The 13,333-nt window shown below is 66.6% G+C and carries 11 protein-coding genes; 6 read left to right on the top strand and 5 right to left on the bottom strand.

All coding sequences use genetic code 11. The annotated features are described in order from the left end of the window. Positions 1–422: 422 nt before the first annotated feature. The 5 genes from gatB to gatC all read right to left on the bottom strand — a co-directional run bounded on the left by gatB (position 423) and on the right by gatC (position 5,302). Positions 423–1,883, bottom strand: coding sequence for an Asp-tRNA(Asn)/Glu-tRNA(Gln) amidotransferase subunit GatB (gene gatB, locus AC1DS3_RS25600; RefSeq protein ID WP_477128216.1), 1,461 nt, complete (start codon positions 1,881–1,883; stop codon positions 423–425). A gap of 86 nt (positions 1,884–1,969) precedes the next feature. After that, the gene (locus tag AC1DS3_RS25595; protein ID WP_477128215.1) at positions 1,970–2,941 is read right to left on the bottom strand and encodes a dienelactone hydrolase family protein; all 972 of its coding nucleotides are present in this window, start codon (positions 2,939–2,941) and stop codon (positions 1,970–1,972) included. After that, positions 2,938–3,405 (bottom strand): hypothetical protein, encoded by a 468-nt coding sequence (locus tag AC1DS3_RS25590; RefSeq protein WP_441640155.1) that lies wholly within the window; start codon positions 3,403–3,405, stop codon positions 2,938–2,940. The genes AC1DS3_RS25595 and AC1DS3_RS25590 overlap by 4 nt, the downstream gene beginning before the upstream one ends. Next, positions 3,402–4,907 carry an Asp-tRNA(Asn)/Glu-tRNA(Gln) amidotransferase subunit GatA gene (gatA, locus tag AC1DS3_RS25585; RefSeq protein WP_441640156.1) on the bottom strand — a complete coding sequence of 502 codons (1,506 nt, stop codon included), beginning with the start codon at positions 4,905–4,907 and terminating at the stop codon, positions 3,402–3,404. The genes AC1DS3_RS25590 and gatA overlap by 4 nt, the downstream gene beginning before the upstream one ends. 95 nt (positions 4,908–5,002) lie before the next feature. Further along, positions 5,003–5,302, bottom strand: a complete 300-nt coding sequence (gatC, locus tag AC1DS3_RS25580) for an Asp-tRNA(Asn)/Glu-tRNA(Gln) amidotransferase subunit GatC (RefSeq protein WP_441640157.1) — start codon at positions 5,300–5,302, stop codon at positions 5,003–5,005. 656 nt (positions 5,303–5,958) lie between these two features. Here gatC and AC1DS3_RS25575 point away from each other — a divergent pair. The 6 genes from AC1DS3_RS25575 to AC1DS3_RS25550 all read left to right on the top strand — a co-directional run bounded on the left by AC1DS3_RS25575 (position 5,959) and on the right by AC1DS3_RS25550 (position 13,149). Beyond that, positions 5,959–7,002 carry a rod shape-determining protein gene (locus tag AC1DS3_RS25575; RefSeq protein WP_035859663.1) on the top strand — a complete coding sequence of 348 codons (1,044 nt, stop codon included), beginning with the start codon at positions 5,959–5,961 and terminating at the stop codon, positions 7,000–7,002. A gap of 202 nt (positions 7,003–7,204) precedes the next feature. Next, positions 7,205–8,245, top strand: a complete 1,041-nt coding sequence (gene mreC, locus AC1DS3_RS25570) for a rod shape-determining protein MreC (RefSeq protein WP_477128214.1) — start codon at positions 7,205–7,207, stop codon at positions 8,243–8,245. Further along, the gene (gene mreD, locus AC1DS3_RS25565) at positions 8,242–8,754 is read left to right on the top strand and encodes a rod shape-determining protein MreD (protein WP_441640159.1); all 513 of its coding nucleotides are present in this window, start codon (positions 8,242–8,244) and stop codon (positions 8,752–8,754) included. The genes mreC and mreD overlap by 4 nt, the downstream gene beginning before the upstream one ends. A 71-nt stretch (positions 8,755–8,825) precedes the next feature. Further along, positions 8,826–11,144, top strand: a complete 2,319-nt coding sequence (gene mrdA, locus AC1DS3_RS25560) for a penicillin-binding protein 2 (protein ID WP_477128213.1) — start codon at positions 8,826–8,828, stop codon at positions 11,142–11,144. 12 nt (positions 11,145–11,156) lie between these two features. Beyond that, on the top strand, positions 11,157–12,299 hold the full coding sequence (gene rodA, locus AC1DS3_RS25555) for a rod shape-determining protein RodA (protein WP_477128212.1): 1,143 nt from the start codon (positions 11,157–11,159) through the stop codon (positions 12,297–12,299). Positions 12,300–12,381: 82 nt separating this feature from the next. Next, positions 12,382–13,149, top strand: coding sequence for a ParA family protein (locus AC1DS3_RS25550; protein ID WP_441640162.1), 768 nt, complete (start codon positions 12,382–12,384; stop codon positions 13,147–13,149). Positions 13,150–13,333 lie beyond the last annotated feature (184 nt).

Genomic DNA, 13,333 nt, shown 5'->3' with positions numbered 1-13,333 from the left:
GTTCACGGTCTGCGGCTTGGCTGGTCTTCGTCTTGCGTGGCATACATGCTCCTTGGCGACATGTTATGCCCTAAACACAAAATTTCTGACAGGCCCTGCGGTTTCGATGTCCTTCGGGCCGGTAGGATACGCCAGCCAACACTCCGGGCCGTACGACGCAACCACCGAGGCCCAAACAGCCTGATTGCTCGGCTCCCGGCAGGGCGGCTTTCTTTTCGTTAGTTTTCTTTGCCGGTCAAAGAAAAGTGACCGGCAGCCCCCGCAGGGGGATGTCGTATGGCACTTGGGTCCAAAGGCCAACGCCGATGAAATAAACACCGACCAACCCCCCAGRGCGATGTCGTAMGGCCCTTGGGTACAAAAACCAACGCCGCCTAAAGAAACAGCAAAAGCCCCCCAAAAGCCCTACCCCCTCCGCCCCCTTACGCCCCCAACTTCCTCTTCAACAACTCATTCACCTGAGCAGGATTCCCCTTACCCTTGGTGGCCTTCATCGCCTGCCCCACCAGCGCATTGAACGCCTTCTCCTTGCCGGCGCGGAATTCCTCCACCGACTTCGCATTGGCAGCCAGCACGTCGTCGATGATCTTTTCCAGCTCGCCCGAGTCGGACATCTGCTTGAGGCCCTTGGCCGCGATGATGGCGTCGGCGTCGGCACCTTCCTCGCCCGCCCACATGGCTGGGAAGACATCCTTCTTGGCGGTGTTGTTGGACACCGTGCCGTCGGCAATGCGCACCAGCAGCTTGGCCAGCTGGGCCGGCTTGACCGGGGCGGCTTCCAGCGCGATGCCTTCGCGGTTGAGCAGCGACGACACGTCGCCCATCAGCCAGTTGGCAGCCGGCTTGGCATTGGCCGCGCCAGCTTCAGCGACCACCGCCTCGAAATAGTTCGCGAGCGACTTGGAGGCGGTCAGCACGCTGGCGTCGTAGGCGGACAAGCCGTATTGCGACACCAGGCGCGCTTGCATGGMCACCGGCAGCTCCGGCAGCTGGGACTTCACGCGCGCGATCCAGGCGGCGTCGATCTCCAGCGGCAGCAGGTCGGGGTCGGGGAAGTAGCGGTAATCGTGCGCGTCTTCCTTGGTGCGCATGGCGCGCGTCTCGCCGGTGTCCGGGTCGAACAGCACGGTGGCCTGCTGGATTTCGCGGCCGTCCTCGATCTCGGCGATCTGCCATTGCACTTCGTAATCGATGGCCTGTTGCAGGAAGCGGAACGAGTTCAGGTTCTTGATCTCGCGGCGCGTGCCCAGCTTGGGGCTGCCGTAGGGGCGCACCGACACGTTGGCGTCGCAGCGGAAGCTGCCTTCCTGCATGTTGCCATCGCAAATGCCCAGCCACATCACCAGCGCGTGCAGGGCCTTGGCGTAGGCCACGGCCTCGGCCGAGCTGCGCATGTCGGGCTCGGTGACGATCTCCAGCAGCGGCGTGCCGGCGCGGTTCAGGTCGATGCCGGTCATGCCCGCGAAATCTTCGTGCAGCGACTTGCCGGCGTCTTCCTCGAGGTGGGCGCGCGTGAGTTGCACGGTCTTTTCGTAGGTTTCGCCCTTCTTGCCTTCGACCTGGATGCTGATGCTGCCGCCCTGCACCACCGGCAGCTCGTACTGGCTGATCTGGTAACCCTTGGGCAGGTCGGGGTAGAAGTAATTCTTGCGCGCGAAGATGCTGCGCGGCGCGATGGTGGCGCCGATCGCCAGGCCGAACTGGATGGCGCACTCGACCGCGCCGCGGTTAAGCACCGGCAACACGCCGGGCAGCGCCAGATCAACCGGCGAGGCTTGCGTGTTCGGCGCCGCGCCGAAGGCGGTGGAGGTACCGGAAAAAATCTTGGAGGCCGTCGACAACTGCGTGTGCGTCTCGAGGCCGATCACCACTTCCCATTGCATGGCGGTATTCCTGTTCGTGTGCTGTATATGTTGCTACTTGTTTGCTACGTGTGGCTATAGATAGCGATGGATGGCTACGTGTTCTTTCATGGATTCGGGCTGGCCAGCCATGAATCCAGTTGCGCCAGCGCCGCATCGCGCGAGATCGGGTCGCCGCCCACGGTCACGCCCTGGCCGTAACGCGAGCCATTAGGCACATCGCGCCGCACCCGCAGCGGCTCGGTGCCGTCAAAGCCGTGATACGCGCCGGGGTAGATCTCCAGGCGAAAACGCGCATCCGGCTGGCGCGCCGCGACCGCCTCGCGCAGCATGGCGCAGCGGGTGGCGGGGGTCCAGTCGTCGGCGCCGCCGGTCAGCAGCAGCAGGGGCGTGCGCAGGCGGTACTCATGCCGCTGCACCGCGCTCTTGCAGCCCGGGTAAAAAGCCACGGCGCGCTCGATCGCCGGTGCGCCCGCCGGCCAGTCGCGGCTGGCGTCGATGGCGCTGAGCACTGCCTGCGCGCCATTAGACCAGCCCAGCAGCACGATATGCTCGGTGTCCACGCCGGGCTGCCGCGCGAGCCACTGCAGCGCCGCCAGCACATCGCCGCGCCGCGTGGCGTCGTCGATGTCGCGGCTGTCCAGGCGTTCGGTGCAGATGCCGTCCGGTTTGCCGCGCGGGCCGAAACTGTCGGGCAGCAGCACCGCGTAGCCGCGCGCGGTCAGCCACTGCACGTATTCGCGGTAACGGCTCTGGAGCGCTGCCGCATCCGCGCCGCCACTGCGGTGCAGGCCGCCGCAGCCGTGCAGCGCAATCACCACGCGTACGGCCGGAACCGAGGCCGCGGCGCTGCGCTGCGGCACGAACCAGTAGCCGCTGAGCGGCTGGCCGCCGTCGGCGCCCGGGAAACGCACCGTCTGCGCCGCCGGCATGGCGCGCTCTCCGGCCGCCGGCGTGGAAGCCTGCGCCAGCACGGCGTGGCTTRCCAGCAGCAAGGCGCACGCGCCCAGGCTGAAGGCCTTCAGGCGAGCGGCGATGCAACCGTGGGCGGCTTGGGACATGGCGTCGAGCGGGTTCATCGGGTCTGCGCGCAGCCGCCACCGCCAGGCTCGAACATCACCGGCCAGGCTTCTTCATAGATGCCCGGCGAGCAACGCGCTTCGCAATTGGCGTGCGCGAGCGTGACCCGGCGCGGATCCTGCCAGATCATCAGCTTGCAGGCGCTGCCGTCGTTGGCGCGCAGCTCGATATGCGGCTTCTTCTGGGTCTGGCGGAATTCGGCCAGGTTGAAGCTGCACGAGCCGCGCTTGCCCACCCACAGCTTCCATGACAGCTGCTGCACGGTGTTGGCCGCCACGCGCACTTGCGCATCCTCGCGAAAGCCGTCTTCCTCGGTGCGGCGGCAATCGCCGGCGAGGTCGATGTCGCGGCTGGCAATCGGCGGGGGCTTGCCGCCAAAGCGCGGCAGCGGGATGCAGGCCGCCAGTGCGGCGGCCAGCCCGATGCCGAGCACGATGCGGGACAGCCAGCGCGCTGCGTTCATGCCTGCGCGGGCCGGCGCAGATGCCAGTCCGTTGCCTGCTGGAAGGCGTGCGCCGTTTGCAGCAGCTCGGCCTCGCCAAAGTAGTTGCCGATCAGCTGCAGGCCAACCGGCATGCCGCCCTCGCCCAGCCCGCAGGGCACACTCATGCCGGGCAGGCCGGCCAGGCTGGTCGACAGCGTGAAGATGTCGGCCAGGTACATCTGCACCGGGTCCGCGCTCTTCTCGCCGAGCTTCCACGCCACCGTGGGCGCCACCGGGCCCATGATCACGTCGCATTGGGTGAAGGCGCGCTGGAAATCGTCAGCGATGATGCGGCGGATCTTTTGTGCCTGCAGGTAATAGGCGTCGTAGTAGCCGTGCGACAGCACATAGGCGCCCACCATGATGCGGCGCTTGACCTCGGGGCCGAAGCCTTCGGCGCGGGTCTTCTTGTACATGTCCATCAGGTCGCGGTATTCGGCGGCGCGATGGCCAAAGCGCACGCCGTCAAAGCGCGACAGGTTGGACGATGCCTCGGCCGGCGCGATCACGTAGTACACGGGGATCGACAGCTCGGTCTTGGGCAGCGACACCTCGACCAGCGTGGCGCCCAGCTTTTCGTACTCGGCAAGCGCCGCGCGCACGGCTTGCTCCACGTCCGCTGCCAGGCCCTTGCCGAAATACTCCTTGGGCAGGCCGATGCGCAGCCCTGACAGCGGCTTGCTGGCGCTGGCGCCGACCCGCGCCTGGCCCAGCAGGCGGGTGTAGTCCTCGTCGACGCCGCCCAGGGCGGGCGCGACGCTGGTGGAGTCGCGCTCGTCGAAGCCGGCCATGCCGCCCAGCAGCATGGCGCAATCCTCGGCGGTGTGCGCCATCGGGCCGCCCTGGTCGAGCGAGGAGGCGAAGGCGATCATGCCGTAGCGCGACACGCGGCCATAGGTAGGCTTGATGCCGGTGATGCCGGAGAACGAGGCCGGCTGGCGGATCGAGCCGCCGGTGTCGGTGCCGGTGGCGGCAGGCGCCAGGCCGGCGGCCACGGCGGCGGCCGAGCCGCCCGAGGAGCCGCCCGGCACGCGGCTGGCGTCCCAGGGGTTCCTGACCGGGCCGAAGTGCGAGTTCTCGTTGGACGAGCCCATCGCAAACTCGTCCATATTGGTCTTGCCCAGCGTGACCATGCCGGCGGCGGCGAGGCGCTCGACCACGGCCGCGTCGAACGGGCTTTCGTAGTTGGCCAGCATGCGCGAGCCCGCCGTGGCGCGCCAGCCACGGGTGACGAATACGTCCTTGTGGGCGATCGGCACGCCGGTCAGCGGGCCGGCTTCGCCGCGCGCGCGGCGCGCGTCGGCGGCGCGGGCCTGCGCCAGGGTGAGTTCGGGGTTGACGTCGACAAAGGCGTTGAGCGCGCCGGCCTGCTCGATGCGGGCCAGGTAATCACGCGCCAGTTCTTCGGCGGAGACGGAGCGTGCCGCCAGCGCGTCGGAAAGCTCGCGCAGGGAGGTCACGGAAGTTGCGGAAAAGGGCATGTCGGTCGGTTTGGCTTGGCAGGTGATGGCTGCCGGCGCGGCCTGGAGGCGGCGCGGCGCAGCCGCTGGGTCGAGGGCCGGGGTGCGTCTGACCTTTATTCGATGACCTTGGGCACCAGGTAGAGGCCGCCTTCGGTGGCCGGGGCGGGACGCTGGTAGTCCTCGCGGCGGCTGGGCTCGGTGACCACGTCGTCGCGCAGCCGCTGCGACATCTCGCGCACCGCGGACAGCGGGTGGGCCAGCGGCACGATGCCGGTGGTGTCGACCGCCTGCATCTGTTCGACCAGGGAGAAGAATTGATTAAGCTGCACAAGCGTCTGCCCAGCCTCGGCATCGTTGATTTCGATGCGGGCAAGGTGGGCGATGCGCTTGACGTCGGATAGGTCGAGAGCCATGGCTTGGGGTCGGTGCGAAAGGCGATGCGGGCGCGGCCGGGGCGGGCCGGGCAAGTGCTGCCGGGAGCGCCCGGGAATCGTCAAAGTTACAGGTTTTTTCGAGGAAGAAGCCCCCGAAACAGGGGGAATTATAAGGTATCATTGCGCGTTGCCATCCTTTGGCCGCGCCTTCGTCACATTGGTGCAAAACCGCCTCCTCCGGAGCATTTCGGTACACACCGGCGGTACACACCGGCGGGACACACCGGCGGGACGCCCGGCGGCGTACTCCGGCACCCGGGCCAGCCTGCACTGGCCGCGTGGCCCGCGCCGGCGCAGGCTTGAAGGCCCCCAAGGGATGACAGACAGGTTCCTCCGATTAGGCCGCCCCCGCCAGCAATTAATTTGTAATTGCGGCGCCGTTCCACCGAACTTTCGCGCGTGGTCTAATCAAAGGTTCCCGTAGAGGCTGCTTTCGCCACCTGGCAAAGCGGCCTTGGCTGGCGGCCCTGGCCCTGGCAGTTCGCAGCGGATGACAACGCGGACTGGCAACGGCGCCGGCCCCACCGGACGGCCGGGGGCCTTAATACTACCCGTCGCTATGAATATCGTGGCTGGCCCCGCAGCGGCGCCGGCCACTTCGCATACTCGCGAACCACCAGAAAACAGGATTCCTGATGTTCGGATTTCTCCGCAGCTACTTCTCCAACGATCTCGCGATCGACCTCGGCACCGCCAACACCCTGATCTATATGCGTGACAAGGGCATCGTCCTTGACGAGCCGTCCGTGGTCGCCATCCGCCAGGAAGGCGGACCCAACGCCAAGAAGACGATCCAGGCGGTGGGCAAGGAAGCCAAGCAGATGCTGGGCAAGGTGCCGGGCAACATCGAAGCGATCCGCCCGATGAAAGACGGCGTGATCGCCGACTTCACGGTCACCGAGCAGATGCTCAAGCAGTTCATCAAGATGGTGCACGACACCAAGCTGCTGCGCCCCTCGCCGCGCATCATCATCTGCGTGCCCTGCGGCTCGACCCAGGTCGAGCGCCGCGCCATCCGCGAATCGGCGCTGGGCGCCGGCGCCAGCCAGGTGTACCTGATCGAGGAGCCGATGTCGGCCGCGATCGGCGCCGGCCTGCCCGTGTCGGAGCCGTCGGGCTCGATGGTGGTGGATATCGGCGGCGGCACCACCGAGGTGGGCATCATCTCGCTGGGCGGCATGGTCTACAAGGGCTCGGTGCGCGTGGGCGGCGACAAGTTCGACGAAGCCATCGTCAACTACATCCGCCGCAACTACGGCATGCTGATCGGCGAGCAGACCGCCGAAGCCATCAAGAAGGCCATCGGTTCGGCTTTCCCCGGCTCCGAAGTCCGCGAAATGGAAGTCAAGGGCCGCAACCTGTCTGAAGGCATTCCGCGTGCCTTCACGGTGTCRTCCAACGAAATCCTGGAAGCCCTGACCGATCCGCTCAACCAGATCGTGTCGGCCGTCAAGATCGCGCTGGAACAGACCCCGCCGGAGCTCGGCGCGGACATCGCCGAGCGCGGCATGATGCTGACCGGCGGCGGCGCGCTGCTGCGCGACCTGGATCGCCTGCTGGCCGAGGAAACCGGCCTGCCGGTGCTGGTCGCCGAAGACCCGCTGACCTGCGTGGTGCGCGGCTCCGGCATGGCGCTCGAGCGCATGGACAAGCTCGGCAGCATCTTTTCTTACGAATAAAGCGTAAGCAGAGGATTCGCACGTGGCGCGACGCGGCCTGCCGGACTACCTGGTCGGGGCAGCGCCTTGCCGCGCTACCCTCCCGACCCCGCCAGTCCCCGTGCACCACACCGCGCCGCGACGCCCCAGCCACTCCGGCTGGCGTGCCGCGGCGCGGTCGTGCCTGTGGCACCGGGGGACCTTTCTGCCAGCGCACGGGTAAATGGATTACACTCCGCCGCCGCTCTTCAAGCAGGGCACTTCCGCCGTTGCGCGCCTCGTCTTCTATGTGACGATCGCGCTGGCGCTGCTCATCGTTGATGCGCGCTTTGACGCCCTGCGCGTGGTCCGCCAGGTTGCCGCCACCGTGCTGATGCCGGTGGAACGCACGGTGCTGGTGCCGCGCGACGCGCTGCGCGCCACCTTCGACTACGCCCAGTCATCCGCCACCCTCGCCAGCGRGAACCGCGACCTCAAGCGCCGCATGGTGACCGAGGCCGAGGGTTCGGTGCGCCAGTCCCAGCTCGAAGCCGAGAACAACCAGCTGCGCAAGCTGCTTGGCCTGGTGCAGCAGTCGGCCACGCCGGTGACGGCGGCCGAGATCCTGTACGACGCCCGCGACCCCTACAGCCAGCGCATCGTGATCGACCGCGGCAGCCAGCATGGCCTGCGCGCGGGCTACCCCGTGATCGACGAACGCGGCGTGATCGGCCAGATCACGCGGGTTTCGCCGTTCCAGTCGGAAGTCACGCTGCTGACCGACAAGGAGCAGGCCATTCCCGTGCAGGTAGTGCGCAACGGCTTGCGCAGCGTGGCCTTTGGCGGCGCCCGCGCCGGCCTGCTCGACCTGCGCTTCATGGCCGCCTCGGCCGACCTGCAGCAGGGCGACCTGCTGGTGACCTCCGGCCTGGACGGCACCTACCCGCCAGGCCTGCCCGTGGCCAAGATCGTCCAGATCGAGCGCAAGGCCGATACCGCCTTTTCGCGCGTGTACTGCGAACCGGTGGCCGGCGTGCGTTCGCACCGCCAGTTGCTGGTGATCCGCTACGAAGCGCAGTTGCCGTCGCGCGAGTCCATCGACGGCCCACGCGACGCCAAGGAAGCGCGAAGCGTCAGGGCGAACCGCCCGGGTGTCCGGGATGCCGAACGCTCAGGAGAGCGGTCGGCCGAGAAGCCCGCCGACAAACCTGCCGCAAAGCCTGCTGACAAGCCGGCGGAAAAGCCCGCCGACAAGCCCGCCCCTGCCAAGGAGCCCAAGCGTTGACCAATCCCCAATACCTGCTGCGCCCGGTCAACCCCGTGTTTATCGCGCTGAGTTTCGTGCTGGCCTTCCTGTTCAACCTGATGCCCTGGGGCACCACGCTGTGGGTGCCCGACATGGTGGCGCTGGTGCTGGTGTTCTGGAACATCCACCAGCCGCGCAAGGTCGGCATGGGTGTGGCCTTCGCGCTCGGCCTGCTGATGGACGTGCATGACGCGCGCCTGCTGGGCGAGCACGCCATGGCCTACTCGCTGCTGGCGTACTTCGCCATCACCATCCATCGCCGCGTGCTGTGGTTCACGGTCTATACCCAGGCGCTGCACGTGCTGCCGCTCCTGTTTATCGCCCACGCGGTGCCGGTGCTGATCCGCCTGGCCATGGGCGCGCCGCTGCCCGGCTGGCAATTGCTGCTGGCGCCCGGCATCGAAGCGTTGTTGTGGCCGCTGGCCACCGGCATGCTGCTCGCGCCGCAGCGCCGCAGTGCCGACGTGGACGAAACCCGGCCAATCTGACGCTTTACCCCAACCGAAGTCCCGCCGCGCCCCCTGGGGGGCGCGGCAAACCGCAAGGCTGACGCAGTACCATGACCGAAATACGCAATGTCGAACAGGAGCTCGGCCGCTTCCGCATCCGCGTAGCGGCGGCGGGCCTGTTTGCCGTGATCTGCTTCGGCCTGCTGTTCAGCCGTTTCCTGTGGCTGCAGTGGTACAAGCATGACCAGTACTCGGCCAAGGCCGAGGACAACCGCATCTCGGTGGCGCCGATCGAGCCCAACCGCGGCATCATCATGGACCGCAACGGCGTGGTGCTGGCGCGCAACTACTCCGCCTACACGCTGGAAATCACCCCGTCCAAGCTGTCCGACACGCTCGACAACACCATCGAGGAACTGGCCCAGCTGATCGACATCCAGCCGCGCGACCGCCGCCGCTTCAAGCGCCTGATGGAAGAGTCGCGCAGCTTCGAAAGCCTGCCGATCCGCAGCCAGCTCACCGACGAGGAAGTGGCGCGCTTCTCCGCCCAGCGCTTCCGCTTTCCTGGCGTCGACGTGCGCGCCCGGCTGTTCCGCCAGTACCCGATGGGCGAGTCCGCCTCGCACGTGATCGGCTACCTGGGCCGCATCTCGCAGCGCKACCAGGAACGCATCGAGGCCATGGACGAGGCCAACAGCGCCGAGGGCGCCAAATACGATCCGCGCAAGGACGCCGACAACTACAAGGGCTCCAACTACATCGGCAAGATCGGCATCGAGCAAAGCTACGAGACCGAGCTGCACGGCCTGACCGGTTTCGAGGAAGTGGAAGTAAGCGCGGGCGGACGCCCCATCCGCACGCTGTCCACCTCCCCCGCCACGCCCGGCAACAACCTGATCCTGTCGCTCGACATCCGCCTGCAGCAACTGGCCGAGGCGCTTTTTGGCGACAAGCGCGGCGCGCTGGTGGCGATCGAGCCGGCCACGGGCGACATCTTGGCCTTTGTCTCCAAGCCGACCTACGACCCCAACCTGTTCGTCGAAGGCATCGACACMAATACCTGGAATGAGCTCAACGGCTCGCCCGACAAGCCGCTGCTGAACCGCCCGCTGCGCGGCACCTACCCGCCCGGCTCCACCTACAAGCCGTTCATGGCGCTGGCGGCACTCACCACCGGCAAGCGCACGGCGGCCTGGGGCTTCCACGATCCGGGCTCGTTCACGCTGGGCAACCATACCTTCCGCGACGACAAGCCAGGCGGCCACGGCTGGGTGGACATGAACGCCTCCATCGTGCAGTCGTGCGACACCTATTACTACATGCTGGCGCGCGACATGGGCGTCAACGGCATCCACGACTTCATGAAGCCGCTGGGCTTTGGCCAGATCACCGGCATCGACATCGAAGGCGAGAGCCGCGGGATCCTGCCCTCCACCGACTGGAAGCGCCGCGCCTACCGCAAGCCCGAGCAGCAGAAATGGTATGACGGCGAGACCATCTCGCTGGGGATCGGCCAGGGCTACAACAGCTTCACCATCCTGCAGCTGGCCAACGCCACCTCCATCCTGGTCAACAACGGCATCGCCATGAAGCCCCACCTGGTCAAAGCGGTGGAGGATTCGGTCAGCCGCGAGCGCGAGCTCACCGTGCCCAAGGAAAGCTACCGCCTGCCGCTCAAGCAGTCGGATATCGACGTGATCAAGCGCGCCATGGTCGGCGTGACGCACTCGGGCACCGCCGCCCGCGCGTTTGCCGGCGCCGCCTATGAGTCCGCCGGCAAGACCGGGACGGCGCAGACCTTCACCATGGGCAAGAACGAGAAGTACAACCACCACGCGCTGGACGAGCGCAAGCGCGACCACGCGCTCTATACCGCGTTCGCTCCCGCCGACAACCCGAAGATCGCGCTGGCGATGATCGTGGAAAACGCCGGCTTCGGCGGCGCCGTGGCCGCGCCGATCGCACGCAAGGTGATGGATTACTATTTGACGGGCAAGTGGCCGGAAGAACTGGCGAACATCGCCCCGCCCGCGTCCGAACGCGCCGGCGGCAAGCCGCCCGTGGATACGCCCAGCGTGTTTACCACCGGCCACACCGCCAGCATCGCCAGCGCCACCGTCATGGGCGCGAGCGAAGCCGCCGCCACCAGCGAAGGCGCCAGCGTGCCGGCAGCGCGGGTGGCAGCCCGCGCCGGCGCTTCCGCCACGGGCGCCTCTGCCGTGGTGGCGCCGGTGATCGACCCCGCCGCCATCCCGCCCGCCTCGGCAGTGCAGACGCTGGACCAGCGCATGGCGCAGGCCCTCGGCCACAGCCGCCCGGCACCGCCCCCCGCTCCGGCCACGTCGCCCGTCATGGCGCCCGCCAGTTCGAAACCCCGCGCCAAACCGGCAACCGCGCCCGCCGCGGCCGGCGGCAACGCTTCACGCTGAAGGAGACGCGCCATGGATCGCCGCCGCGTCCTATCGTTCATCAAGACGGCCCTGACCGGCTTCGACAAGCCACTCGCGCTCATCGTCTTCCTGCTGTTCGCCACCGGCATCGTGGCGCTCTACTCCGCCGCCATCGACATGCCCGGCCGGGTCGAGGACCAGTTGCGCAACATCCTGCTGTCCTACCTGGTGATGTGGGTCATCGCTTACCTGCCAACCCAGACGCTGATGCGGGTGGCAGTGCCGCTCTATACGGTCGGCGTGGCCCTGCTGGTGGCGGTGGCCATGTTCGGCCTGATCCGCAAGGGCGCGCGGCGCTGGCTCTACGTCGGCATGGTGATCCAGCCCTCCGAGATCATGAAGATCGCCATGCCGCTGATGCTGGCGTGGTACTTCCAGAAGCGGGAGGGCTCGATCAGGTGGTTCGACTTTGTGCTGGCGCTGGTGCTGCTCGGCGTGCCCGTGGGCCTGATCGCCAAGCAGCCCGACCTAGGCACCGGCCTGCTGGTGATGGCAGCCGGCCTCTACGTGATCTATTTCGCCGGCCTGTCGTGGAAAATCATCCTGCCGCTGCTTGCCATCGTGGTGGTCGCCATCACCGCGCTGGTCAGCTTCGAGCACGATATCTGCGCTCCCGGCGTGAACTGGCCGATCCTGCACGACTACCAGCAACACCGCATCTGCACGCTGCTGGACCCCACCACCGACCCGCTCGGCAAGGGCTTCCACACCATCCAGTCCATCATCGCCATCGGCTCCGGCGGCGTGTTCGGCAAAGGCTGGCTCAAGGGCACGCAGACGCACCTCGAGTTCATCCCCGAGAAGCACACCGACTTCATCTTCGCGGTGTTCTCCGAAGAGTTCGGACTGATCGRCAACGCCGTGCTGCTGGTGCTCTACCTGCTGCTGATCTTCCGCGGGCTGTACATCGCGGCCAACGCGCCGACGCTGTTCTCGCGGCTGCTGGCGGGGTCGATCACGCTGATCTTCTTCACCTACGCCTTTGTGAACATGGGCATGGTGAGCGGCATCCTGCCCGTGGTGGGCGTGCCGTTGCCGCTGCTGAGCTACGGGGGAACGGCGCTGGTGACGCTRGGCATGGGSATCGGGATCCTGATGAGYATYTCGCGSCARAAGCGGCTGATACAAACATAGCCTGGCGTACGACATGGCCGCTGAAATGACACCTTGCTGAGGTATCCTCTCTCCTTTGGAACGTTCACCTCCAAGGGCTCAAATGCGGCGCGTCGTATTCAATCAGAAAGGCGGAGTCGGTAAGTCGACCATCGTCTGCAACCTGGCGGCCATCAGTGCCAGCGAAGGCCTGCGCACCCTGGTCATCGACCTCGATGCGCAAGGCAACTCCAGCCAGTACCTGCTCGGCGCGCACGCCGCCGAGGCCACCCCGACGGTGGCCAACTTCTTCGAGACCGCGCTCACATACAGCTTCAAGCCGCTGGATGTCACCGCGTTCATCCACGCCACGCCGTTCGAAAACCTCGATGTGATGCCCGCCCATCCCGAGCTCGATATGCTGCACGGCAAGCTCGAATCCCGCTACAAGATCTACAAGCTGCGCGACGCGCTGATCGAGCTGGAAGAGGCGTACGACGCCATCTACATCGACACCCCGCCCGCGCTGAACTTCTACACCCGCTCCGCGCTGATTGCCGTCCAGCGCTGCCTGATTCCATTCGACTGCGACGACTTTTCCCGCCGCGCACTCTACACGCTGCTCGACAACGTGAAAGAGATCCAGCACGACCACAACGCGGACCTGCAAGTCGAAGGGATCGTGATCAACCAGTTCCAGCCGCGCGCCACCTTGCCGTTGCAACTGGTGGAGGAACTGGTCAGCGAAGGGTTGCCGGTGTTGAATTCACGGTTGTCGTCGTCCGTGAAGATCCGGGAGTCGCATCAGCATGCGATGCCGATGATTCATCTGGATCCTAGGCATAAGTTGGCGTTGGAGTATTTGGCGTTGCATCAGGAGTTGGTGGGGTAGGGATAGCGGCCCTAAGGGGTTGGTCGCTGTTTCTTTGGGCGGCGGTGGCTTTTTGCACCCAAGGGCCATCGCCGATCAAAGAAACAGCAAAAGCCCCCCAAAAGCCCTACCCCCTGGGCCATCGCCGATCAAAGAAACAGCAAAAGCCCCCCAAAAGCCCTACCCCCTCCGCCCCCTTACGCCC

This window comes from Cupriavidus sp. 01L46, from assembly GCF_056399905.1.
This window is presented reverse-complemented; position numbering and strand designations above follow the sequence as displayed.